Origin of the sequence: Vibrio sp. YT-18 (assembly GCF_033337345.1) — a bacterium.
GTDB classification, from domain to species: Bacteria; Pseudomonadota; Gammaproteobacteria; order Enterobacterales; family Vibrionaceae; genus Vibrio; species Vibrio alginolyticus.
In genome coordinates this window covers 39,304-62,868 of sequence record NZ_JAWOQO010000018.1, presented here as the reverse complement: position 1 = coordinate 62,868, position 23,565 = coordinate 39,304, and the positions used below count along the sequence as shown (strand labels likewise).

General features: G+C 45.9%; 26 protein-coding genes. 24 read left to right on the top strand and 2 right to left on the bottom strand.

Annotated elements, in window-relative coordinates; genetic code table 11:
* Positions 1-109 precede the first annotated feature (109 nt).
* The 22 genes from R7M72_RS19875 (at position 110) to glmU (ending at position 19,498) form a co-directional block, all read left to right on the top strand.
* On the top strand, positions 110-781 hold the full coding sequence (locus R7M72_RS19875) for an amino acid ABC transporter permease (protein ID WP_005378829.1): 672 nt from the start codon (positions 110-112) through the stop codon (positions 779-781).
* On the top strand, positions 778-1,515 hold the full coding sequence (locus tag R7M72_RS19870; RefSeq protein WP_054730019.1) for an amino acid ABC transporter ATP-binding protein: 738 nt from the start codon (positions 778-780) through the stop codon (positions 1,513-1,515). Before R7M72_RS19875 ends, R7M72_RS19870 begins: the two co-directional genes overlap by 4 nt.
* Before the next feature lie 242 nt (positions 1,516-1,757).
* Positions 1,758-1,892 carry a 50S ribosomal protein L34 gene (gene rpmH / locus R7M72_RS19865; protein WP_005378825.1) on the top strand — a complete coding sequence of 45 codons (135 nt, stop codon included), beginning with the start codon at positions 1,758-1,760 and terminating at the stop codon, positions 1,890-1,892.
* Between the two features lie 46 nt (positions 1,893-1,938).
* The gene (gene rnpA, locus R7M72_RS19860; protein WP_005394102.1) at positions 1,939-2,262 is read left to right on the top strand and encodes a ribonuclease P protein component; all 324 of its coding nucleotides are present in this window, start codon (positions 1,939-1,941) and stop codon (positions 2,260-2,262) included.
* Entirely contained in the window at positions 2,229-2,486 is a 258-nt protein-coding gene (gene yidD / locus R7M72_RS19855) for a membrane protein insertion efficiency factor YidD (protein ID WP_005378822.1), read from the top strand. The genes rnpA and yidD overlap by 34 nt, the downstream gene beginning before the upstream one ends.
* Before the next feature lie 2 nt (positions 2,487-2,488).
* Positions 2,489-4,111, top strand: a complete 1,623-nt coding sequence (yidC, locus tag R7M72_RS19850; RefSeq protein ID WP_005383834.1) for a membrane protein insertase YidC — start codon at positions 2,489-2,491, stop codon at positions 4,109-4,111.
* A 130-nt stretch (positions 4,112-4,241) separates the two neighbouring features.
* Positions 4,242-5,603: a tRNA uridine-5-carboxymethylaminomethyl(34) synthesis GTPase MnmE gene (gene mnmE / locus R7M72_RS19845; protein WP_005383836.1), complete on the top strand. Its 1,362-nt coding sequence runs from the start codon at positions 4,242-4,244 to the stop codon at positions 5,601-5,603.
* A gap of 100 nt (positions 5,604-5,703) precedes the next feature.
* Positions 5,704-6,138 (top strand): FMN-binding protein MioC, encoded by a 435-nt coding sequence (gene mioC / locus R7M72_RS19840; RefSeq protein ID WP_315956726.1) that lies wholly within the window; start codon positions 5,704-5,706, stop codon positions 6,136-6,138.
* Between the two features lie 477 nt (positions 6,139-6,615).
* Positions 6,616-8,511: a tRNA uridine-5-carboxymethylaminomethyl(34) synthesis enzyme MnmG gene (gene mnmG, locus R7M72_RS19835; protein ID WP_315956725.1), complete on the top strand. Its 1,896-nt coding sequence runs from the start codon at positions 6,616-6,618 to the stop codon at positions 8,509-8,511.
* Positions 8,511-9,146 carry a 16S rRNA (guanine(527)-N(7))-methyltransferase RsmG gene (gene rsmG / locus R7M72_RS19830; RefSeq protein ID WP_005378902.1) on the top strand — a complete coding sequence of 212 codons (636 nt, stop codon included), beginning with the start codon at positions 8,511-8,513 and terminating at the stop codon, positions 9,144-9,146. The genes mnmG and rsmG overlap by 1 nt, the downstream gene beginning before the upstream one ends.
* A 10-nt stretch (positions 9,147-9,156) precedes the next feature.
* Entirely contained in the window at positions 9,157-9,930 is a 774-nt protein-coding gene (locus tag R7M72_RS19825; RefSeq protein ID WP_005383838.1) for a ParA family protein, read from the top strand.
* Between the two features lie 24 nt (positions 9,931-9,954).
* Entirely contained in the window at positions 9,955-10,836 is an 882-nt protein-coding gene (locus tag R7M72_RS19820; protein WP_017821562.1) for a ParB/RepB/Spo0J family partition protein, read from the top strand.
* Between the two features lie 189 nt (positions 10,837-11,025).
* On the top strand, positions 11,026-11,415 hold the full coding sequence (locus tag R7M72_RS19815; protein ID WP_005378921.1) for a F0F1 ATP synthase subunit I: 390 nt from the start codon (positions 11,026-11,028) through the stop codon (positions 11,413-11,415).
* A gap of 8 nt (positions 11,416-11,423) precedes the next feature.
* Positions 11,424-12,236: a F0F1 ATP synthase subunit A gene (gene atpB, locus R7M72_RS19810; RefSeq protein ID WP_005378922.1), complete on the top strand. Its 813-nt coding sequence runs from the start codon at positions 11,424-11,426 to the stop codon at positions 12,234-12,236.
* 57 nt (positions 12,237-12,293) lie between these two features.
* Positions 12,294-12,548: a F0F1 ATP synthase subunit C gene (atpE, locus tag R7M72_RS19805; protein ID WP_002540812.1), complete on the top strand. Its 255-nt coding sequence runs from the start codon at positions 12,294-12,296 to the stop codon at positions 12,546-12,548.
* A 74-nt stretch (positions 12,549-12,622) separates the two neighbouring features.
* Entirely contained in the window at positions 12,623-13,093 is a 471-nt protein-coding gene (gene atpF, locus R7M72_RS19800) for a F0F1 ATP synthase subunit B (RefSeq protein ID WP_005378929.1), read from the top strand.
* A gap of 14 nt (positions 13,094-13,107) precedes the next feature.
* Positions 13,108-13,641, top strand: coding sequence for a F0F1 ATP synthase subunit delta (atpH, locus tag R7M72_RS19795; RefSeq protein WP_017635596.1), 534 nt, complete (start codon positions 13,108-13,110; stop codon positions 13,639-13,641).
* A gap of 13 nt (positions 13,642-13,654) precedes the next feature.
* Positions 13,655-15,196, top strand: coding sequence for a F0F1 ATP synthase subunit alpha (gene atpA / locus R7M72_RS19790; RefSeq protein ID WP_005378931.1), 1,542 nt, complete (start codon positions 13,655-13,657; stop codon positions 15,194-15,196).
* Positions 15,197-15,240: 44 nt separating this feature from the next.
* A complete protein-coding gene (gene atpG, locus R7M72_RS19785) occupies positions 15,241-16,107 on the top strand; it encodes a F0F1 ATP synthase subunit gamma (protein ID WP_005378932.1) in 867 nt (288 codons plus the stop codon).
* Between the two features lie 35 nt (positions 16,108-16,142).
* On the top strand, positions 16,143-17,546 hold the full coding sequence (atpD, locus tag R7M72_RS19780; protein ID WP_005383849.1) for a F0F1 ATP synthase subunit beta: 1,404 nt from the start codon (positions 16,143-16,145) through the stop codon (positions 17,544-17,546).
* Positions 17,547-17,564: 18 nt separating this feature from the next.
* Positions 17,565-17,987, top strand: a complete 423-nt coding sequence (locus R7M72_RS19775; RefSeq protein ID WP_005378937.1) for a F0F1 ATP synthase subunit epsilon — start codon at positions 17,565-17,567, stop codon at positions 17,985-17,987.
* A gap of 149 nt (positions 17,988-18,136) precedes the next feature.
* A complete protein-coding gene (glmU, locus tag R7M72_RS19770) occupies positions 18,137-19,498 on the top strand; it encodes a bifunctional UDP-N-acetylglucosamine diphosphorylase/glucosamine-1-phosphate N-acetyltransferase GlmU (RefSeq protein ID WP_005378938.1) in 1,362 nt (453 codons plus the stop codon).
* Positions 19,499-19,578: 80 nt separating this feature from the next.
* Here the strand turns inward: glmU and R7M72_RS19765 are convergent, their stop codons facing one another.
* Complete coding sequence (locus R7M72_RS19765; protein WP_005378941.1) at positions 19,579-20,319, bottom strand: amino acid ABC transporter permease; 741 nt, start codon at positions 20,317-20,319, stop codon at positions 19,579-19,581.
* 115 nt (positions 20,320-20,434) lie between these two features.
* Between R7M72_RS19765 and R7M72_RS19760 the strand changes: the two genes are divergently transcribed.
* Positions 20,435-21,211 carry a transporter substrate-binding domain-containing protein gene (locus tag R7M72_RS19760; RefSeq protein ID WP_005378944.1) on the top strand — a complete coding sequence of 259 codons (777 nt, stop codon included), beginning with the start codon at positions 20,435-20,437 and terminating at the stop codon, positions 21,209-21,211.
* A gap of 44 nt (positions 21,212-21,255) precedes the next feature.
* Here the strand turns inward: R7M72_RS19760 and punC are convergent, their stop codons facing one another.
* On the bottom strand, positions 21,256-22,461 hold the full coding sequence (punC, locus tag R7M72_RS19755; RefSeq protein ID WP_054579443.1) for a purine nucleoside transporter PunC: 1,206 nt from the start codon (positions 22,459-22,461) through the stop codon (positions 21,256-21,258).
* Between the two features lie 152 nt (positions 22,462-22,613).
* On the opposite strand from punC, the gene punR reads away from it, so the two are divergent.
* The gene (gene punR, locus R7M72_RS19750) at positions 22,614-23,516 is read left to right on the top strand and encodes a DNA-binding transcriptional activator PunR (RefSeq protein ID WP_005378948.1); all 903 of its coding nucleotides are present in this window, start codon (positions 22,614-22,616) and stop codon (positions 23,514-23,516) included.
* The last annotated feature ends 49 nt before the right edge of the window (positions 23,517-23,565 follow it).

Genomic DNA, 23,565 nt, shown 5'->3' with positions numbered 1-23,565 from the left:
CTTTGTACTTTAGGCCGCAAAGTGGTATCACTCTCGGACTAAAATAAACTTACGTAAAGGTGGAACTTGTTTTCCACCTTTTCTTTTCTCTAGCCTTTAGGTAAGCCGTATGGGATTTGACTTTAATTACATGTTGGAACTGCTGCCGATATTGCTGAAATATCTTGGCACAACCATGGAAATGGCGACATGGGGATTGGTGTTTTCGCTGATTTTATCCGTCATTTTAGCCAATATTCGCGTATTTAAACTGCCAGTTCTGGATCAATTAAGCCAACTGTACATCAGCTTCTTCCGTGGCACCCCACTGTTGGTTCAGCTTTTCCTGCTCTATTACGGCTTACCGCAAATTTTTCCATTGATGGTCGGTATCGACGCCTTTTCAGCAGCGGTTATCGGTTTAACGCTGCACTTTGCCGCTTATATGGCGGAAAGTATTCGTGCCGCCATTATTGGCATTGATCGCAGCCAAATGGAAGCGAGCTTATCGGTCGGTATGACGACATCCCAAGCAATGCGCCGAGTGATTTTACCTCAAGCAACGCGTGTCGCACTGCCTTCATTGATGAACTATTTCATCGATATGATCAAGTCAACGTCTCTTGCTTTCACGCTTGGTGTGGCCGAAATCATGGCGAAAGCACAGATGGAAGCCTCATCAAGTTTCCGTTTCTTTGAAGCTTTCCTTGCGGTTGCTCTTATTTACTGGGGCGTGGTGGTGATTCTGACTCGCGTACAAATCTGGGCAGAAGCAAAACTGAATAAGGCGTACGTACGATGATTAAGTTAGAAAATATTCACAAACGTTTTGGTGAGACTGAAGTGCTGAAAGGCATCGACCTCGATATTAAGCAAGGTGAGATCATCGTGATTATCGGCTCAAGTGGTACGGGTAAATCAACCTTGCTGCGTACGGTGAACTTTCTAGAACAAGCAGATGAAGGTCGTATCACGATAGATGACATCTCCGTTGATACTCAAAAACACACTAAAGCCGAAGTATTAGCGCTGCGTCGTCGAACTGGCTTTGTGTTCCAAAACTATGCCCTGTTTGCCCACATGAATGCGCGCCAGAACATTGCCGAAGGTCTAGTGACCGTTCGAGGTTGGAAAAAAGCCGATGCTCTCAAACGAGCGCAACAAATTCTGGATGACATCGGCCTTGGGGATAAAGGCGATAGTTATCCAGCGTCATTATCTGGCGGCCAACAACAACGTGTGGGTATCGGCCGAGCGATGGCGCTGCAACCAGAACTGCTGTTGTTTGACGAACCAACTTCTGCGCTGGATCCTGAATGGGTCGGTGAAGTTCTCTCATTAATGAAGAAGTTAGCTAATCAGCATCAAACCATGCTGGTGGTGACGCACGAGATGCAATTCGCGAAAGAAGTCGCTGATAGAGTGATCTTCATGGCGGAAGGCAATATCGTTGAGCAAGGTTCTCCACAGGATATCTTCGATAATCCACAAGATCCTCGTTTGAAAAAATTCCTTAACCAAGTAGGAATAGAGTAACGATCAAGCATCAGGATCGATTGATCCTTGAGATTTTACTCACACTACGTATAATCGCCCGGCCGGAATTTCGTACTCATTGAGTCATTGACACATTATGTGAGTGTGATTACAATTCCGCCTCTTTGTTGAGAGGCGTCGGTTGTCCTTCTCTATATAAAGAGCTTCTTTATATAAGAAAGCAAATACCCACGCCGGGTTTAACAAGAACCTAAAACTACTGATCAGTAAAGGTAATTATCATGAAACGCACTTTTCAACCTACAGTTCTAAAGCGCAAGCGTACTCACGGCTTCCGTGCTCGCATGGCAACTAAGAACGGTCGTAAAGTTATCAACGCACGTCGTGCAAAAGGCCGTGCGCGCCTATCAAAATAATCGCTAGTTTATTTTGAACACGTACGCGTTTAATCGGGAGTTACGTTTGTTAACTCCCGAGCATTATCAAAACGTCTTCCAGCAAGCTCATCGAGCTGGCTCGCCTCATTTCACCATCATTGCTCGCAATAACAAACTTTCTCACCCACGATTAGGTTTAGCGGTTCCCAAAAAGCAAATCAAAACGGCTGTCGGTCGTAACCGATTTAAGCGTTTGGCTCGTGAAAGCTTTCGTAACAATCAACATCAGCTTCCAAACAAAGATTTTGTTGTGATTGCGAAGAAAAGCGCGCAAGATTTAAGCAATGAGGAAATTTTTAAGTTGTTTGATAAGCTATGGCAACGCCTGTCTCGCCCTTCACGTGGATAGCCATTGGGCTCGTTTATCTGTATCGCTGGTTTATCAGCCCTTTGATTGGTCCTCGTTGCCGGTTCACACCAACCTGTTCCACTTACGCGCTAGAAGCTTTGAGAGCTCACGGTTTTGTAAAAGGATGTTGGTTATCAGGCAAACGTCTATTAAAATGCCACCCTTTGAATGAAGGGGGGTATGACCCCGTTCCACCAGTCCAAAAACAAGACAGAGATAACTAACGATGGATTCTCAACGTAATATCCTGCTCATCGGTTTGGCCCTGGTTTCTTTTTTGCTGTTTCAACAATGGCAAGTTGCAAAGAATCCAGAACCTCAAGCAGTTGAACAGGCTCAATCAAGCAGCACTCTACCTGCACCATCTTTTGCTGATGAACTTGACCCAGTTCCCGGTCAACAGCAAGCTTCTGCAAAAACTATCACAGTAACGACTGATGTTTTAACTCTGTCGATCGACACCGTTGGTGGCGATGTGGTACATGCCAACCTTAACGAATACTCTGCTGAGTTAGATTCATCAGATTCCTTTGTTCTGCTTAAAGACGCTCAAGGTCACCAATTTATCGCTCAAAGCGGTCTAGTGGGTCCTCAAGGTATCGACTTGAGCAGCACAAATCGCCCTCACTACAACGTAAGTGCAGACAGCTTCACAATGGCTGACGGTCAAGATGAACTTCGCGTTCCGATGACATTCACTGCAAACGGCATCGAATACACCAAAACTTACATCTTTAAACGCGGCAGCTACGCGCTTAATGTTGAATACGATGTAGTGAACAACTCAGGCAACAACGCAACATTTGGTATGTACGCTCACCTACGTCAAAACCTAATGGACGATGGTGGTAGCATCACAATGCCTACTTACCGTGGTGGCGCATACTCAACAGAAGATACGCGTTACAAGAAGTACAGCTTTGATGATATGCAGGATCGCAACCTGTCTCTTAACCTAGCCGATGGCCAAGGTTGGGCAGCAATGATTCAGCACTACTTTGCCGCAGCTTGGATCCCACGTAACGAACCAGGTACTAACCTATACACTCGTGTAATTGGCAACCTCGGCGACATCGGCGTTCGTATGCCGAACAAAACTATCGCAACAGGCGATCAGGCTAAGTTTGAAGCAACACTTTGGGTTGGTCCAAAACTGCAAGATGAAATGGCAGAAGTGGCACCTAACCTAGACCTAGTAGTGGACTACGGCTGGTTATGGTTCATTGCGAAGCCTCTTCATATGTTGCTTTCATTCATCCAGAGCTTTGTTGGCAACTGGGGTGTGGCAATCATCTGTCTGACCTTCATCGTTCGTGGTGCAATGTACCCACTAACAAAAGCGCAATACACGTCTATGGCGAAAATGCGCATGCTACAGCCTAAGCTGCAAGCAATGCGTGAGCGTATCGGTGATGACCGTCAGCGCATGAGCCAAGAAATGATGGAACTGTACAAGAAAGAGAAAGTGAACCCACTAGGTGGCTGTTTACCTCTTATCCTACAGATGCCTATCTTCATCGCGCTTTACTGGGCACTAATGGAATCGGTTGAGCTACGTCACTCTCCATTCTTCGGTTGGATTCATGACCTTTCAGCGCAGGACCCTTACTACATCCTGCCTCTACTGATGGGTGCGTCAATGTTCCTAATCCAGAAGATGAGCCCGACAACAGTAACGGATCCAATGCAGCAGAAGATCATGACCTTTATGCCGGTTATGTTTACCTTCTTCTTCTTGTTCTTCCCATCAGGTCTCGTTCTGTACTGGTTGGTGTCAAACATCGTAACGCTTATCCAGCAAACTCTGATCTACAAAGGATTAGAGAAAAAAGGCTTACACAGCAAGTAACCTTTTAGGAAATGATTGAGAAAGGCGGCCAAAAGGTCGCCTTTTTGTTTTTGGCTGATTACAATTCAGCTAATTAATTGTGATGGCTCCCTAGGTATCTTCCCTATAGCCCAGCTCAAAAGGCAAAATTATGACTACAGATACGATTGTCGCTCAAGCGACCGCGCCTGGTCGTGGCGGTGTCGGTATTATTCGAGTTTCTGGCCCTAAAGCCAACCAAGTGGCGTTAGAAGTCACTGGCAAAACACTAAAGCCCCGCTACGCAGAGTACCTGCCGTTTAAGTCAGAAGATGGCACTGTGCTTGATCAGGGCATCGCACTGTACTTCCCTAACCCGCACTCATTTACCGGTGAAGACGTACTTGAGCTGCAAGGCCATGGCGGCCCTGTCGTGATGGATATGCTGATAAAACGCATTCTAGGTATAGATGGTATTCGAGCTGCTCGCCCTGGTGAGTTCTCTGAACGCGCATTTCTGAACGATAAACTCGACCTCGCTCAAGCCGAAGCGATTGCAGACCTCATTGATGCCAGTTCTGAAGAAGCAGCAAAATCGGCGCTGCAATCCTTACAGGGCGCATTTTCAGGCCGTATTAATACCTTAGTTGAGTCGCTGATTCATTTGCGTATCTATGTTGAAGCAGCCATCGACTTCCCTGAAGAAGAGATCGACTTTTTGGCCGACGGTAAAGTGGCTGGTGACCTACAAGCCATCATCGACAACCTAGATGCGGTGCGCAAAGAAGCTAACCAAGGCGCTATTATGCGTGAAGGGATGAAAGTCGTGATTGCGGGTCGTCCAAATGCGGGCAAATCAAGCCTGCTGAACGCACTATCGGGTAAAGAGTCTGCAATCGTAACCGACATCGCAGGAACCACGCGTGATGTACTGCGTGAGCACATCCATATTGATGGCATGCCACTACACATCATTGATACAGCAGGTTTGCGTGATGCTTCCGATGAAGTAGAGAAAATCGGTATCGAACGCGCGTGGGATGAAATAGCCCAAGCAGACCGCGTGTTGTTCATGGTGGATGGCACGACAACCGATGCCACCGATCCGAAAGATATCTGGCCAGATTTTGTGGATCGCCTACCAGACAACATTGGTATAACTGTGATCCGTAATAAAGCGGATCAAACGGGTGAAGATATGGGGATCTGCCACGTCAATAACCCTACCCTTATCCGTTTGTCAGCGAAGACTGGTGCAGGGGTTGAAGCTCTGCGCGATCATCTCAAGGAGTGTATGGGCTTCTCTGGCAACAGTGAAGGTGGGTTTATGGCTCGTCGTCGTCATCTCGATGCATTAGAACGTGCCGCACAGCACCTTCAAATAGGCCAGGAGCAGCTTGAAGGCTATATGGCAGGTGAAATATTGGCTGAAGAGCTACGCATCACCCAACAACATCTCAATGAGATTACCGGTGAGTTCAGTTCTGACGACTTACTGGGACGAATCTTCTCTTCATTCTGTATCGGGAAGTAAATAATCGAACGCGCGGTGCTGAGCTTAACTCACACCGCGTTTCTTTTTGTACGGCAAGCCATCCATGAGCTTTAGCCGTCGCATTCAATAAGGAAGAAGTATGATCCACATTATTACAGGCAGCACGTTAGGTGGCGCAGAATACGTAGGGGATCACCTGAGTGATCTACTCAACGCGAATGGATTTGAAACAACGATCCACAACCAGCCTTCCCTCAGTGATATCGAAAATCAAGGTACGTGGTTGGTGATCACCTCTACACATGGAGCTGGTGAGTATCCTGATAATATCCAACCTTTTATCGCAGCATTACAAAATACACCGCCAAAAATGACTGATGTAAAATTTGCGGTGATTGCGATTGGTGACTCTAGCTACGATACGTTCTGTGCCGCTGGTCAACACGCTTATGATTTATTAGAGGATATTGGTGCAACCCCTCTCGCAGATTGCTTTAAAATCGATGTACTGAGCCATGATGTGCCAGAAGACGCCGCAGAGATGTGGTTAAAAGAGAATATCGAACGTTTTTAAACTCACGACTTTCCCTTCAACAGAGTCGAAATTCGGCTCTGTTTTCTCCCATGTGAATAACTCCCACCAAATTATTTTGTTTAATCGCTCAAAAACCAACCAAACAGACTGTGGATAACTACAATAAGATCCAGTGATTTTCCTTTAGTTATCCCAATAACAACTTTGATCAATTTTACCCCCTGTGTATAACCACCACTTTTGATCCCAGGTAATCCTCGATCTGATCCAATCATGATCACAAGATATGATCCAAAGAAGATCCATGATCTTGTTGATCATTTTTAGGTTATCCACAGAAACGGTCGATCCTAATAGTAGATCTAATAAGAGATCATATATATAGATCTTATATATATTTATCTTGAAGCTTAAAACGGATAAAACGAGAAAACGTTTTTCTCTCTGGCATAAAGCAGGTAAAATACGGCTCCTTTATCTGTCCATTAAATCCCTTTGAATACCTGAGGTCAGTTCATGCTTTATCACGAAAACTTTGACGTCATTGTTGTCGGTGGCGGACACGCAGGAACGGAAGCCGCGCTCGCATCTGCACGCACAGGACAAAAAACGCTTCTCCTTACCCATAACATCGATACATTAGGCCAGATGTCTTGTAATCCGGCGATCGGTGGTATTGGTAAAGGTCACTTAGTAAAAGAAGTAGATGCTATGGGCGGTTTGATGGCTGAAGCCATCGACCATGCAGGTATTCAGTTTCGTACACTAAATGCCTCCAAAGGTCCTGCAGTACGAGCAACTCGAGCTCAAGCCGATCGCGCTCTGTACAAAGCGTACGTTCGTAATGCATTAGAAAATGCGCCTAACTTAACGTTGTTCCAGCAATCAGTTGATGATCTGATTGTTGAACAAGATCGCGCAGTTGGTGTGGTAACTCAAATGGGACTTCGCTTCCATGCGAAAGCCGTTGTGCTAACCGTGGGTACCTTCCTTGGTGGTAAGATCCACATAGGTATGGAAAGCTCGTCTGGTGGTCGTGCCGGGGATCCACCATCGATCGCATTAGCGGATCGACTGCGTGAACTGCCGTTCCGTGTGGATCGTTTAAAAACAGGTACTCCACCGCGCATTGATGCTCGTACTGTTGATTTTTCAGTGCTAGAAGCTCAGCATGGTGATAACCCAACGCCTGTATTCTCGTTCATGGGCAAACGTGAACAGCATCCGCGTCAGATTCCATGTTTCATCACCCACACCAATGAACAAACTCACGATGTGATCCGTAGTAACTTGGATCGCAGTCCAATGTACGCAGGTGTGATTGAAGGTATTGGTCCGCGTTACTGTCCGTCTATTGAAGACAAAGTGATGCGTTTCGCTGACAAAAACAGCCACCAAATCTTCATTGAGCCAGAAGGCCTAACCACGCACGAGTTATACCCTAATGGTATCTCGACCAGCTTGCCATTTGATGTGCAAGTACAAATCGTGCGCTCAATGAAAGGGTTTGAAAATGCACACATCGTTCGCCCAGGTTATGCGATTGAATACGATTTCTTCGATCCACGTGATTTGAAGCAAACGTACGAGACGAAGTTCATCCATGGTTTGTTCTTTGCTGGCCAGATTAATGGTACGACTGGCTACGAAGAAGCCGCAGCGCAAGGCTTGATGGCCGGTCTAAACGCAAGCTTGTTTAGCCAAAACAAAGAAGGCTGGAGCCCACGTCGTGACCAAGCTTACATGGGCGTGTTGATTGATGACTTATCGACCATGGGTACCAAAGAGCCGTACCGCATGTTCACTTCTCGTGCGGAATACCGCCTGCTACTTCGTGAAGATAACGCCGATTTACGTTTAACGGAAAAAGCGCGCGAGCTAGGCTTGATTGATGATGTTCGTTGGGCTCGCTTTAACGAGAAAATCAACAATATGGAAACGGAGCGTCAGCGTTTGAAAGCAACGTGGATGAATCCGAAGTCAGAGGGTGTTGATGAGTTGAACAAGCTGCTGAAAACCCCAATGGCCCGTGAAGCGAGTGGTGAGGATCTTCTGCGTCGTCCAGAGATCACTTATTCACAACTGACGCAACTTGAAGCGTTTGCTCCTGCTCTTGAAGATCAGCAAGCGGCTGAGCAAGTTGAAATTCAAGTGAAATACGATGGTTACATCAAGCGTCAGCAGGAAGAGATCGAAAAATCACTGCGTCACGAAAATACCAAGTTACCTGCTGATTTGGATTACCGCGATGTAAAAGGTTTATCAAACGAAGTCGTTGCTAAACTGAGCGAGGCCAAACCAGAGAGCATCGGTATTGCATCACGCATTTCTGGTATTACGCCTGCTGCAATTTCTATTCTACTTGTTCACTTGAAAAAGCATGGTTTGCTGAAGAAAGGTGAGGAAGAATAATGAGCGCATTGCGAACAAAGCTGGATTCACTGATCGCGAAAACCGACCTGGAAGTGTCAGAACAGCAACGAGAGCAGTTAGTTGGTTATGTCGAACTGCTCGATAAATGGAACAAAGCGTACAATTTAACATCGGTACGTGATCCGCTTGATATGTTAGTGAAACATATTCTTGATAGTATCGTTGTAAGCGCACACCTGCCCGGTGAGCGCTTCATTGATGTTGGTACTGGTCCGGGGTTGCCGGGCATCCCTTTGGCAATCATGAACCCTGAGAAAACCTTCTTTTTGCTCGACAGTCTTGGCAAACGCATTCGTTTTATCAAGCAAGTCGTGCACACATTAGGGCTGAAAAACGTGACACCAATTCAAAGTCGCGTCGAAGAATTCCAACCTGAAGAAAAATTTGATGGCGTTTTGAGTCGAGCTTTTGCTTCAATGACAGACATGGTGGAATGGTGCCACCATTTGCCGAAACAAGAGCACGGGGTGTTTCTAGCGCTGAAAGGACAGCACCCTAAAGATGAAATGGATCAGCTTCCTGAATGGTGCAGTGTGACAGAGATCATATCTTTGGCTGTTCCTGAGTTGGAAGGTGATCGTCATCTAGTAATCTTATCGCGCAAGGAAAATTAGCGAGGTAATCGTGGGTAAAATTGTAGCAATCGCCAACCAGAAAGGTGGGGTCGGCAAAACAACAACGTGCATTAACTTAGCGGCTTCGATGGCGGCAACAAAGCGCAAGGTTTTGGTGATCGATCTCGACCCGCAAGGCAATGCTACGATGGCCAGTGGCGTGGATAAGTATATGGTCGACGCCACCGCATACGATCTTTTGGTCGAAGATACACCGTTCGATCAAGTCGTTTGTACCCAAACAACAGGGAAGTATGATTTGATCGCGGCGAACGGAGACGTCACCGCGGCAGAAATCAAATTGATGGAAGTTTTCGCTCGTGAAGTGCGTCTAAAAAATGCATTGTCGTCAGTTCGCGATAACTATGATTTCATCTTTATTGATTGTCCTCCTTCTCTAAACCTTCTTACAATCAATGCGATGGCGGCAGCAGACTCTGTGCTGGTGCCGATGCAATGTGAATACTTTGCGTTAGAAGGTTTAACTGCTCTTATGGATACAATCAGCAAGTTAGCGGCTGTTGTGAATGAAAACCTAAAAATCGAAGGTTTATTGCGTACCATGTACGACCCACGCAACCGCTTATCGAATGAAGTATCCGATCAACTTAAAAAACACTTTGGGAATAAAGTTTACCGTACTGTCATTCCGCGTAATGTTCGTTTGGCTGAAGCACCAAGTCACGGTAAGCCTGCAATGTACTACGATAAGTACTCCGCAGGTGCCAAAGCGTATCTTGCTCTAGCGGGCGAAATGCTCCGCCGCGAAGAAATCCCAGTTTAACTCTAACCTAAGGAATTCAATCCCATGTCTAAGCGTGGTCTCGGAAAAGGACTGGATGCGTTATTGTCGACCAGTTCGTTTGCTCGTGAAAAACAGCATATTGCATCGCATAGCCAAGAATTATCGGCAGACGGTGAGTTAACCGATTTAGCGATTGGTCAATTGCAGCCGGGCGTATACCAACCGCGTAAAGATATGGCGCCTGAAGCGCTAGAAGAACTAGCGGCTTCGATTCAATCACAAGGCATTATTCAACCAATCGTGGTTCGCCAGGTCGAAAGTGGTCAGTTTGAGATCATCGCAGGTGAACGCCGCTGGCGTGCTGCAAGGCAGGCGGGTTTAAAACGCGTGCCGTGTTTGGTGAAAAAAGTTGAAGATCGTGCCGCCATCGCCATGGCGTTGATTGAAAACATTCAACGTGAAGACTTGAATGTGATTGAGGAAGCCCAAGCGCTTGAGCGTCTACAAGATGAATTCACGCTGACACATCAGCAAGTGGCCGATGTGATTGGTAAATCAAGAACGACGGTGAGTAACCTATTACGTCTGAATCAGTTGGAAGTTGATGTAAAAGGTCTGGTTGCAGATAAAAAATTGGAAATGGGTCATGCTCGAGCTCTGTTAGCGTTAGAAGGCGAACAGCAAGTCGAAGTAGCTCAACAAGTGGCTAAGAAGCAAATGACTGTTCGCCAAACCGAACAGTTAGTAAAAAAGTGCTTAGCCCCACAAAATGAGCAAAAAGGGCAACAAGAGGATACCGAAGCCGAGCAAATGTCGCATAAATTGAGTCAGCTGCTTGATGCAAAAGTTTCTCTTACCCGTTCTGCAAACGGAAAAGCGAAATTGACGATAAGTCTTGATGAGCCTCACAAATTGGACCAACTAATTGCCAAGCTTGAGGCCTAGATGAGATAATTGATTTAGGTCAATTAATCTAATTAATCGAATTTTGTGCGAAAGTTGTCGTTTTGTAAACAAAACTGTAAGTTTTTGATGCAATCGAATTGCTTTACGTTGAACTGAACGTATAATTTTCGCCAATTTCCCAGCACAGAGAGTTAAGTGCGAAGTGGATATTACTAGAGGTACGAATACATGGTAGCTGCGTTAGCTAGACCAGGACGAGAGCTCGCAAGGCAATTGTTAATGATCCAGTCTGGCGCGGTTATTTTTGTGGCAGCAGGAATGGCGGTAGCCATAAATCCTGACTGGGGATTTTCAGCGCTGATTGGCGGAGGCATTTTTGTTGTTGCCAATGCAGTATTCGCGCTGTGTGCTTTCATGTTTAGTGGAGCTCGCGCTGCCAAGCGCATCGCTGCTTCCTTCTATACGGGTGAAGTACTGAAAATTCTCATCACGGTTGCACTGTTCTATGTTGCCTACATGTATATGCAGGTGGAACTTGTTCCCCTCAAACTAACCTATTTGCTGGTACTAGGTATTAATATCTGTGCACCAGTGCTATTCATTAACAACAAAAAATAGGATGAGTTATGGCTGCGCCAGGTGAAGCGCTAACATCGTCCGGTTACATTGCCCACCACCTTTCTAACCTATCGCTATACAAGTTGGGTTTAGTAGGGTCGGAGACAAGTTTCTGGAACGTACATATCGATAGCCTGTTTTTTTCTTGGTTTACTGGTTTAATTTTCCTCGGAATTTTTTACAAAGTAGCAAAGAGAACAACAGCGGGTGTACCGGGTAAGCTTCAGTGTGCTGTAGAAATGATCGTTGAATTTGTCGCCGATAACGTCAAAGACACGTTCCATGGACGCAACCCACTGATCGCGCCTTTAGCACTGACTATCTTTTGTTGGGTATTTTTGATGAACGTGATGGACTTAGTTCCTATCGACTTCTTACCATACCCAGCAGAGCATTGGCTAGGTATTCCTTACCTTAAGGTTGTACCGTCTGCTGATGTGAATATCACCATGGCTATGGCTCTAGGCGTTTTTGCATTGATGATTTACTACAGCATCAAAGTAAAAGGTCTAGGTGGATTCGCAAAAGAACTTGCACTACATCCATTCAATCACCCACTGATGATTCCGTTTAACCTACTAATTGAAGTGGTATCGCTATTAGCGAAACCTCTATCACTTGGTATGCGTCTATTCGGTAACATGTTCGCGGGTGAGGTTGTATTCATTCTTTGTGCGGCAATGCTACCATGGTACTTACAATGGATGGGTTCACTACCGTGGGCAATCTTCCATATCTTGGTTATTACGATTCAAGCCTTCGTATTCATGATGTTGACAATTGTTTACCTGTCAATGGCACACGAAGATCCTGATCATTAATTTTTTTAAAGCTTTTTATTTGGGCACTAAGCCAACAACTATAAATTGGAGATAGTAATGGAAACTTTACTGAGCTTTTCTGCAATCGCCGTAGGTATTATCGTCGGTCTTGCTTCTCTTGGTACAGCGATTGGTTTCGCACTGCTAGGTGGTAAATTCCTAGAAGGTGCTGCACGTCAACCAGAAATGGCTCCTATGCTACAAGTTAAGATGTTCATCATCGCGGGTCTACTTGATGCGGTTCCAATGATCGGTATCGTAATCGCGCTACTATTCACTTTCGCAAACCCATTCGTTGGTCAACTAGGTTAATCACCTTTAACTCGGGACGGGCGATTATCGCTTGTCACTGATTAACACTAAGTCCAAATAGAGGGGTAGCTGTTGTGAACATAAACGCAACTCTGCTAGGTCAAGCAATCTCGTTCGCACTATTTGTGTGGTTCTGCATGAAGTATGTATGGCCACCATTGATGCAAGCGATCGAAGAGCGTCAGAAGAAAATTGCTGATGGTCTTCAAGCAGCAGAACGTGCTGCGAAAGACTTGGATCTAGCACAAGCCAACGCTTCTGATCAATTGAAAGAAGCGAAGCGCACAGCAACTGAGATCATCGAACAAGCGAACAAGCGTAAGTCTCAAATTCTTGATGAAGCTCGCGAGGAAGCTCAGGCAGAACGCCAGAAAATCCTAGCGCAAGCAGAAGCAGAACTTGAAGCTGAACGCAATCGTGCACGCGATGAGCTGCGCAAACAAGTTGCTACTCTGGCTGTAGCTGGTGCTGAGAAAATCCTTGAGCGTTCTATCGATAAAGATGCGCAAAAAGATATTCTCGACAACATTACTGCAAAACTTTAAGTCTGGGGGCGCATATGTCTGATTTGACTACTATCGCACGCCCCTATGCTAAAGCAGCCTTCGACTTTGCTTTAGAGAAAGACCAGTTGGACCAATGGGGCCAAATGTTATCTTTTGCTGCTGAAGTGGCCAAAAACGAACAAATGAACGAACTACTAACGGGTTCGGTTTCTGCTGACAAAATGGCAGAAATTTTTGTTGCAGTTTGCGGCGAACAAGTTGATGCGCACGGTCAAAACCTTTTGAAGGTAATGGCTGAGAATGGTCGTTTAGCGGCCCTTCCTGATGTTTGCACGGAGTTTTTTACTCTGAAAAAAGAACATGAGAAAGAAATTGATGTTGAAGTAATTTCAGCAACAGAGCTTTCTGATGAACAACTTGCAAACATTGGCAGCAAACTTGAAAAGCGTCTTGAACGCAAAGTGAAGCTGAATTGCAGTGTAGATGAGACCCTACTTGGTGGGGTTATTATTCGAGCCGGAGACCTAGTCATCGATGACTCAGCGCGTGGTCGTTTGAACCGCCTGAGCGATGCATTGCAGTCTTAATGGGGATTGGAGCATGCAACTTAATTCCACGGAAATTAGCGATCTGATCAAACAACGTATCGAATCTTTCGAAGTTGTTAGTGAAGCTCGCAACGAGGGTACTATCGTATCGGTAAGCGATGGTATCATCCGCATCCACGGCCTAGCGGACGTGATGCAAGGTGAAATGATTGAATTACCGGGTGGCCGTTATGCACTGGCACTTAACCTTGAGCGTGACTCGGTTGGTGCGGTTGTAATGGGCCCATATGCTGACCTTAAGGAAGGCATGAAAGTTACAGGTACTGGCCGCATTCTTGAAGTGCCAGTTGGTCCAGAACTGCTAGGCCGCGTAGTAAATACGCTGGGTGAGCCTATCGACGGTAAAGGTCCAATCGAAGCGAAAATGACTTCGCCTGTAGAAGTGATCGCACCAGGTGTAATCGACCGTAAATCGGTAGACCAACCTGTGCAAACTGGTTATAAGTCAGTTGACTCAATGATCCCAATCGGTCGTGGTCAGCGTGAGCTTATCATCGGTGACCGTCAGATTGGTAAAACAGCACTGGCGATCGACGCGATCATCAACCAGAAAGACTCTGGTATTTTCTCTATCTACGTAGCAATCGGTCAGAAAGCATCGACTATCGCTAACGTTGTTCGCAAACTAGAAGAGCACGGCGCACTACAAAATACTATCGTTGTAGTTGCATCAGCTTCTGAATCTGCAGCGCTTCAATACCTAGCGCCTTACGCAGGTTGTGCGATGGGTGAATACTTCCGCGATCGCGGTGAAGACGCACTGATTGTTTACGATGATCTATCTAAGCAAGCGGTAGCTTACCGTCAGATCTCTCTACTACTTAAACGTCCACCAGGCCGTGAGGCATTCCCAGGTGACGTATTCTACTTACACTCGCGTCTACTAGAGCGTGCAGCTCGTGTAAACGAAGAGTACGTAGAGCGTTTCACTAACGGTGAAGTGAAAGGTAAGACTGGTTCTTTGACTGCTCTTCCTATCATCGAAACTCAAGCAGGTGACGTTTCAGCATTCGTACCGACTAACGTAATCTCGATTACCGATGGTCAGATCTTCCTACAAACTGAGCTATTCAACGCTGGTGTTCGTCCTGCTGTTGACCCTGGTATCTCAGTATCTCGTGTAGGTGGTTCAGCTCAGACGAAAATCATCAAGAAACTATCAGGTGGTATCCGTACAGCACTAGCTGCATACCGTGAACTAGCGGCATTTGCTCAGTTCTCTTCTGACCTTGATGACGCAACGAAGAAACAGCTAGACCATGGTCAAAAAGTTACAGAACTAATGAAGCAGAAGCAGTACGCTCCAATGTCTGTATTTGACCAAGCTCTAACTATCTTCGCGGCAGAGCGCGGTTACCTTGATGATGTAGAACTTAACAAAGTTCTAGATTTCGAGGCGGCTCTACTATCGTACGCTCGCGGTCAATACGCTGAACTAGCAGCTGAGATCGACAAGTCTGGCGCTTACAACGATGAAATCGAAGCTCAGTTGAAGAAACTGACTGACGACTTCAAAGCAACCCAAACTTGGTAATTAGGTCGGTGGCAGTTTCTGCCACCAACTAACGGAGAGTAACGATGGCCGGCGCAAAAGAGATACGTAATAAAATCGGTAGTGTTAAAAGCACTCAGAAAATTACGAAAGCGATGGAAATGGTAGCAGCTTCAAAAATGCGTCGTTCTCAAGATGCAATGGAAGCTTCTCGTCCATACGCTGAAACAATGCGTAAAGTGATCGGTCATGTGGCTAACGCAAACCTAGAGTACCGTCATCCGTACCTAGAAGAGCGTGAAGCTAAACGTGTTGGTTACATCATCGTTTCGACAGACCGTGGTCTGTGTGGTGGTTTGAATATTAACGTGTTCAAAAAAGCCGTTACAGACATGCAAGCATGGAGAGAGAAAGGTGCTGAGATTGAGCTAGCCGTTGTTGGCTCAAAAGCAACAGCTTTCTTTAAACATGGTGGCGCAAAAGTTGCGGCACAGGTTTCTGGTCTTGGAGATAATCCAAGCCTACAAGACCTAATCGGCTCTGTTGGCGTAATGCTGAAGAAATACGATGAAGGTGAACTGGACCGTCTATATGTAGTATTCAACAAGTTTGTAAATACTATGGTTCAGCAACCAACGATCGATCAATTGCTACCTTTGCCTAAATCGGACAGCGAAGAGATGCAGCGTGAGCATTCATGGGACTACATCTATGAGCCTGAACCAAAACCTCTACTGGATACGCTATTAGTGCGTTACGTAGAGTCTCAGGTATACCAAGGTGTGGTTGAGAACCTTGCTTGTGAGCAAGCGGCTCGAATGATTGCGATGAAGGCTGCAACGGATAACGCAACCAGTTTGATTGACGATTTGGAACTTGTGTACAACAAAGCCCGTCAGGCTGCGATTACACAAGAACTATCAGAAATCGTTGGTGGTGCAGCTGCGGTTTAAGCTTAGGTAAAACGAAATAGTTTAGAGGATTAACGATGGCTACAGGTAAGATCGTACAGATCATCGGTGCGGTAGTCGACGTAGAGTTCCCACAGAGCAATGTACCTAGTGTATATGACGCTCTAAACGTAACGGACTCAAAAGAGCGTCTAGTTCTTGAAGTTCAACAACAGCTAGGCGGTGGCGTAGTTCGTTGTATCGTAATGGGTAGCTCTGATGGTTTACGTCGTGGAGTAGAAGTGGTTAACACTGGCGCTCCAATTTCAGTACCAGTAGGTACTAAAACTCTAGGTCGTATCATGAACGTCCTAGGTGACGCGATTGACGAGCGTGGTGAAGTGGGTGCGGAAGAGGTTTACTCTATCCACCGTAGTGCACCAAGCTACGAAGAGCAATCAAACGAAATTGCACTTCTAGAAACGGGCGTTAAAGTAATCGACCTAATTTGTCCATTCGCTAAGGGTGGTAAAATCGGTCTATTCGGTGGTGCAGGTGTAGGTAAGACCGTTAACATGATGGAACTTATCAACAACATCGCACTACAGCACTCAGGTCTATCAGTATTTGCTGGTGTTGGTGAGCGTACTCGTGAAGGTAACGATTTCTACTACGAGATGCAGGAAGCGGGCGTTGTAAACGTTGAGAAGCCTGAAGAATCAAAAGTAGCGATGGTTTACGGTCAGATGAACGAGCCACCAGGTAACCGTCTACGTGTTGCACTGACTGGTCTAACAATGGCAGAGCGTTTCCGTGACGAAGGTCGTGACGTACTACTGTTCATTGATAACATCTACCGTTACACACTTGCAGGTACAGAGGTATCAGCACTACTAGGTCGTATGCCTTCTGCGGTAGGTTACCAGCCAACTCTTGCAGAAGAGATGGGTGTACTCCAGGAGCGTATCACGTCAACGAAATCAGGTTCTATCACGTCTGTACAGGCGGTATACGTACCAGCGGATGACTTGACTGACCCGTCTCCAGCAACAACGTTCGCGCACTTGGATGCAACGGTTGTACTTAACCGTAACATCGCTGCAATGGGTCTATACCCTGCGATCGACCCGCTAGATTCAACATCTCGTATGCTTGATCCACTAGTCGTTGGTCAAGATCACTACGAAGTTGCTCGTGGTGTTCAGCAGACTCTTCAGCGCTACAAAGAGCTGAAAGATATCATTGCTATCCTAGGTATGGACGAGCTATCTGAAGAAGATAAGCAAGTTGTATCTCGTGCACGTAAGATTGAGCGTTTCCTAACTCAGCCTTACCACGTAGCAGAAGTATTTACAGGTGACCCTGGTATTTACGTACCTCTAAAAGAGACTCTACGTGGCTTTAAAGGCCTACTAGCTGGTGAATACGACGACATTCCTGAGCAGGCATTTATGTACTGCGGTAGCATCGACGATGCTATTGAGAATGCGAAGAAGCTATAAGGCTAACTAGGAGGCGATATGGCAGCAATAACCTTTCACCTAGACGTAGTAAGCGCTGAGAAGAAAATCTTCTCTGGTCGTGTTGAAACGTTTCAGGTGACCGGTAGCGAAGGTGAACTTGGTATTTTCCATGGTCACACACCGCTGCTGACCGCTATCAAGCCTGGTATGGTGCGTATTGTGAAACAGCACGGCCACGAAGAAATTATTTATGTTTCTGGTGGTATGGTAGAGATTCAGCCTGGTACAGCGACTGTACTAGCTGATACAGCTATCCGTGGTGAAGAGCTAGACGCAGCGAAGGCAGAAGAAGCCAAACGCCGCGCTGAGGAGCAAATCCAGAATCAGCATGGTGACATGGACTTCGCACAAGCGGCCAGTGAACTGGCTAAAGCCATTGCTCAGCTACGAGTTATCGAGCTGACAAAAAAGCGTCGCTAAGCTCAATTAGCAACGTTGCATGAAAAAAGGCGGCCAATTGGTCGCCTTTTTGATTAATTTTAGTTGGAAATTTACATCCCACCATTAACTAATCCTTCCAAGGTGTTTAAAATAACGCCCAATTAAAATAGAACGTCAATAGGTTATTAATGAAATTCAGTGCTGTGATCCTTGCTGCGGGTAAAGGTACCCGTATGTATTCAAACATGCCTAAAGTGCTACACACTTTGGCAGGGAAGCCAATGGCAAAACATGTGATTGATACATGTACAGGTCTTGGCGCACAAAACATCCACTTAGTATATGGTCACGGTGGTGATCAAATGCAGCAAACGCTAGCAGAAGAGCCTGTAAACTGGGTACTGCAAGCGGAGCAACTAGGTACAGGTCATGCGGTTGATCAAGCGTCTCCGAAGTTTGAAGACGATGAAAAAGTACTGGTGCTTTACGGTGATGTTCCACTGATTTCAGCTGAAACGATTGAAAACCTATTAGATGCACAGCCAACAGGCGGTATTGCACTACTAACAGTGATTCTAGATAACCCGACAGGCTACGGTCGTATTATCCGTAAGAATGGTCCTGTTGTGGCGATCGTTGAGCAAAAAGATGCAACAGAAGAACAAAAACAAATTAAAGAGATCAATACTGGCGTGATGGTTGCGACTGGTGGGGATCTTAAGCGTTGGTTGTCTGGCTTAAACAACAACAACGCACAAGGCGAATACTACCTAACTGACGTTATTGCAGCTGCACACGATGAAGGTCGTGCCGTTGAGGCTGTACACCCAGTCAATGCCATTGAAGTGGAAGGGGTCAATGACCGCGCACAGCTTGCTCGTCTAGAGCGTGCTTTCCAGTCAATGCAAGCTCAGAAGCTACTAGAGCAAGGTGTCATGCTACGCGATCCAGCACGCTTTGATTTGCGTGGTGAGTTACAGTGCGGTATGGACTGTGAAATCGACGTGAATGTTATCATCGAAGGTAATGTTTCACTGGGTGATAACGTGGTTATCGGTGCGGGTTGTGTACTGAAAGATTGTGAAATCGACGACAACACCATCGTTCGCCCTTACAGTGTGATTGAAGGTGCAACGGTTGGTGAAGAATGTACGGTTGGTCCATTTACTCGCCTTCGTCCTGGTGCTGAAATGCGTAACGATTCCCATGTGGGTAACTTCGTTGAAGTGAAAAATGCGCGCATCGGAGAAGGTTCAAAAGCGAACCACCTAACTTACTTAGGTGATGCAGAGATCGGTCAACGTACTAACATCGGCGCAGGTACTATCACTTGTAACTACGATGGTGCGAACAAGTTTAAAACCATCATCGGTAATGATGTTTTTGTTGGTTCTGATAGCCAGCTGGTGGCGCCTGTCACTATCGCTGATGGCGCAACCATCGGTGCTGGCACGACACTAACAAAAGATGTTGAAGAAGGTGAGTTAGTAATTACTCGCGTCAAAGAACGCAAAATTACTGGCTGGCAGCGTCCTGTAAAACAGAAATAAGCATTACCTACACTCTGTCTCTATATTGTCAAAGCCGCTCAACAAGAGCGGCTTTGTTGTTTCTAGCTAAGGCTTCATCGCTAGTAGCTAGGAATGGCAATACGTTTTTCGAGCCAACGAACGGCTTGAGATACAAATAGGATGAGTAACAAGTACTCCAAAACGAGGAAGGTATAAATCTCTAAGGGTAAGTACTCATTCACCACCAGCTCATTAGCACGGCGAGTGAGATCGCTTAAACCAATCACGCTGACTAAAGAACTCATCTTGAGGATGTAGACAAATTGATTGCCCAGTGGTGGGAGAATTTGCCGAAACGCTTGGGGAAGAATTACCAAGCGCATCTTTTGCCAATAGCTTAAGCCCAAAGATTCAGCCGCTTCATGCTGGCCACGGCTGATAGCTTGTATTCCACCGCGAAATACTTCCGCCATAAACGCGCTCTCAGCGATAGTCAGTGCAATAACACCCGCCCAAAAGTGATTGAGTGAGACATCCAATAGCGTAGGCATGCCGTAATACACCCAAAGTAGTAAGACTAAAACTGGCACTGAACGGATCACCTCGACATAAATACGGTTTATCCACTTCAGAGAGGCTGAGTCCGACAGAGCGGGTAACGCAACGATCAGACCCAAGCTCATCGCAAACAACATACTGAGGAGTGATACCTGAATGGTGTCATTAAACCCAGCGATTAAAAACTTTAGATTGGTGAGTCCTTGATCCGTCGAAGGGTCAAGTACATACCAGCCCCATTGATAATCTGAACAACCAGTGAGTAATAGCAGTGAAAACAGCCATATAGTTCGAAACGTCACATTTACTCCCTGAATTAACTAAAAAACTTCCTTTGTTGCTGCTATGTTATCAGTAGAGCTCTAATAAAGGTTAATTATTAAACCGTATAAGGTCATTATTTTTAAGGGAATAAAAATGAGAAAGATTTTACTAGTGCTAGGAATGTGTTTGCTTGCTGCGACTCAAGTCGCTCACGCTGAAAGCCGTCTTCAATCCATTTTAGACAATGGCGTACTCCGAGTTGGAACGACGGGAGATTGGAATCCGATGACGATGAAAGACCCCGCGACAAACAGTTATCGTGGCTTCGATATCGATGTAACAACAGAACTTGCTAAAGATCTCGGTGTAAAAGTGGAGTATGTGCCCACGGATTGGAAGACGCTAGTTAATGGCATTACCGCCAACAAATACGATATTACTGGCAGCGCATCTCTGAACATGTCTCGCGCGAAAGTAGCTGGATATAGCCAGCCATATTTCTACCTTGCCTTTGTACCTGTGGTGCAAAAGAAAGATCTCGCCAAATTCTCTGATTGGGCGGATTTTAATAAACCAGAAGTAAAAGTCGCGGCGACGTTAGGTACGGTACAAGAAAAAATGGTGAAAGAGTTCTTCCCGTCTGCTCAGCATATTGTTATTGAAGCGCCAGCGCGCGACTTCCAAGAACTACTAGCTCGCAGGGCCGATGTATCGGTGACGTCCAATGTGGAAGCAGCGACGTTGGTGGATAAGTTTAAACAATTGGCGATAGTGCCAGTGACCGCACCGCGTAAACCAACCCCAATTGCTATGTTGTTGCCGCAAGACGATCAAGTATGGATTAATTACATCAATCACTGGGTAGAGTTGAAAAAGACTCAAGGCTTTTTTAAGCAGACTGCCAAGAAATGGGGGTTGAAAAGCTTATAAACAGAAAGAGCCGCATTGCGCGGCTCTTTTTATTATCTGAACGATTAAAGTTCGTCTTCACTCACGACTCGGGCGTTGTCAGGAGTCGTAAAGTGCTTGGATAATTCGCGATTCGACAGAATGTATCCCATCCACAGCCCACCCATACAGATGATGATTGCGATGCCAGTAACCATCTGAGCTTGGCTTGCCATTGCGGCTACCAATGCACTTGAGAAGCTACTTACACAGATTTGCAGGCTGTTTTGCAGACCTGCTGCTGTTGCAGGGCTCTGTTGTGCGCTGGCCAATGCACGGTTTACCACTATTGGGTACAGCGCGCCGTTAGCAACGGCAATCAAACAGAATGGCGCAAGAATAGGCCAAATCGATGACAGATCCCACTGTGAAGCAATGAAAATCATTAATGCCGCGACACTAAATAGGCCAATCAGTTGGCGCAGAACCTTTTCATCACCAAATTTTCGAACGCCTACTTTACCTAAGTAGCCACCAGCCATAAACGCGATGGTTTGTGGGATAAAGCTCAAACCAATATCTTTTGCTTCGTAGCCCAGTTGCGCCATGATTTCTGGCATCCCAGTTAGGTAAGCAAAGAATGCAGCTGAAGCCGTCGCAAACATAAACACGTTGCCAAGGTATTTTTTAGAACTCAGCAGCGCTTTGATGTCGGCAGACATACTGGTTTGTTTGATTTCTGCTTTCTCGTCTTTTTGTGCCATGGTCGCAAAGACCAAAAAGACACCAACCAGTGTTAGCGTAATAAAGATACTGTGCCAGCCGAAGTTATCTGCCAACACAACCCCTAATTGAGGTGCTAGTGCTGGTGATAGCGCGACGAGTGGCATGATTGTCGCAAAAATTTGTTGGCTACTGCTTGAGTAGCGCTTAATGACCATAGCCTGCCAGATCACGGCTGGTGCACACACACCGATAGCTTGGATAAAGCGCAGTGTGAGTAGTTGCCATACTTGATCACAGAAAGCCAAACCGAATGACGCGATAGTAAATAGCACCAACCCGGCTGCGAGTGTATTACGATGGCCAAATTTATCGGATGCCAATCCCCACATTAGTTGGCCAATCGCCATACCAACGAGGAATACCGTTAAAGAGAGCGCAATTTGCTCAGGGCCTGTTGCAAAGTCGATTTCCATCGCTTTGAATGCTGGCAGATACATATCGGTAGCAACGAAGCCAAGCATCGATAATGCTGCCAGATAAATGAGCTGTAGTTTTGAGATTTTCATGATTCAACCAGTCAAATTATTTAATCATTCTTTAATCAACATCAGTTGGCGCCAACCCTGATTTATTTACCTTATTATTCTATTTTTCGATTTTGAGAAAATAAAACGCTAAAATTGTTGGTTATCAATCAAATTTTTTGAAAGGTTAAATCATGTTCTCTAAAGCGTCTTTGGAAATGCTGGATACGGTTGCCCGTTTAGGCAGTTTCACCGCTGCGGCTGAGGTATTGCATAAAGTCCCCTCAGCCATCAGCTATGGAGTAAGGCAGGTCGAGCAAGATTTAGATGTGGTGCTGTTTCGACGTTTACCAAGGAAAGTCGAGCTAACTCCAGCGGGTGAACTTTTTATGGCCGAGGCGCGCTCTTTGCTGCGTCAAATGGAAGAGGTGAAAGCACAAACGCGGCGAGCGGCTCAAGGATGGAAAAGCACGTTAAAGCTGACCTTAGATAACGTGGTGAAGTTAGAAAAACTCAAACCTTTGGTGGAAGATTTCTATCGCGAGTTTGAATTTGCTGAATTGCAGATCAATATGGAGGTCTTCAATGGTTCTTGGGAAGCCATAGCACAAGGTCGAGCCGACATTGTCGTTGGCGCGACATCTGCGGTTCCCGTTGGGGGAGATTTTGAAGTCAAAGATATGGGCGTATTAGATTGGGCATTTGTAATGTCACCCGCTCATCCTTGCGTTCGACAACAAGTGCTTACTGAAGCGTTTGTGAGTCAATTTCCGGCGATCTGTCTTGATGATACTTCGAACGTGCTGCCAAAACGCCATACTGGCCATTATCCGCAACAGCGCCGATTATTATTGCCCAATTGGTATAGTGCGATTGAATGTTTAAAAAATGGGGTGGGCGTGGGTTACATGCCACGTCATATTGCAACACCCTTAATCAATGATGGTGTGCTGGTGGAGAAGGTCATGCCGGATGATAAACCGCTCAGTCACTGCTGCTTAGTATGGCGCAAAGATGATAATCATAAATTGATCCAGTGGATGGTGGACTATCTTGGGTCGCCTAATCAGCTACATAAAGATTGGTTACAGTCATAAAAAACACCTCGCATTAGCGAGGTGTTTTCATTGATATGTTTAAAATGTG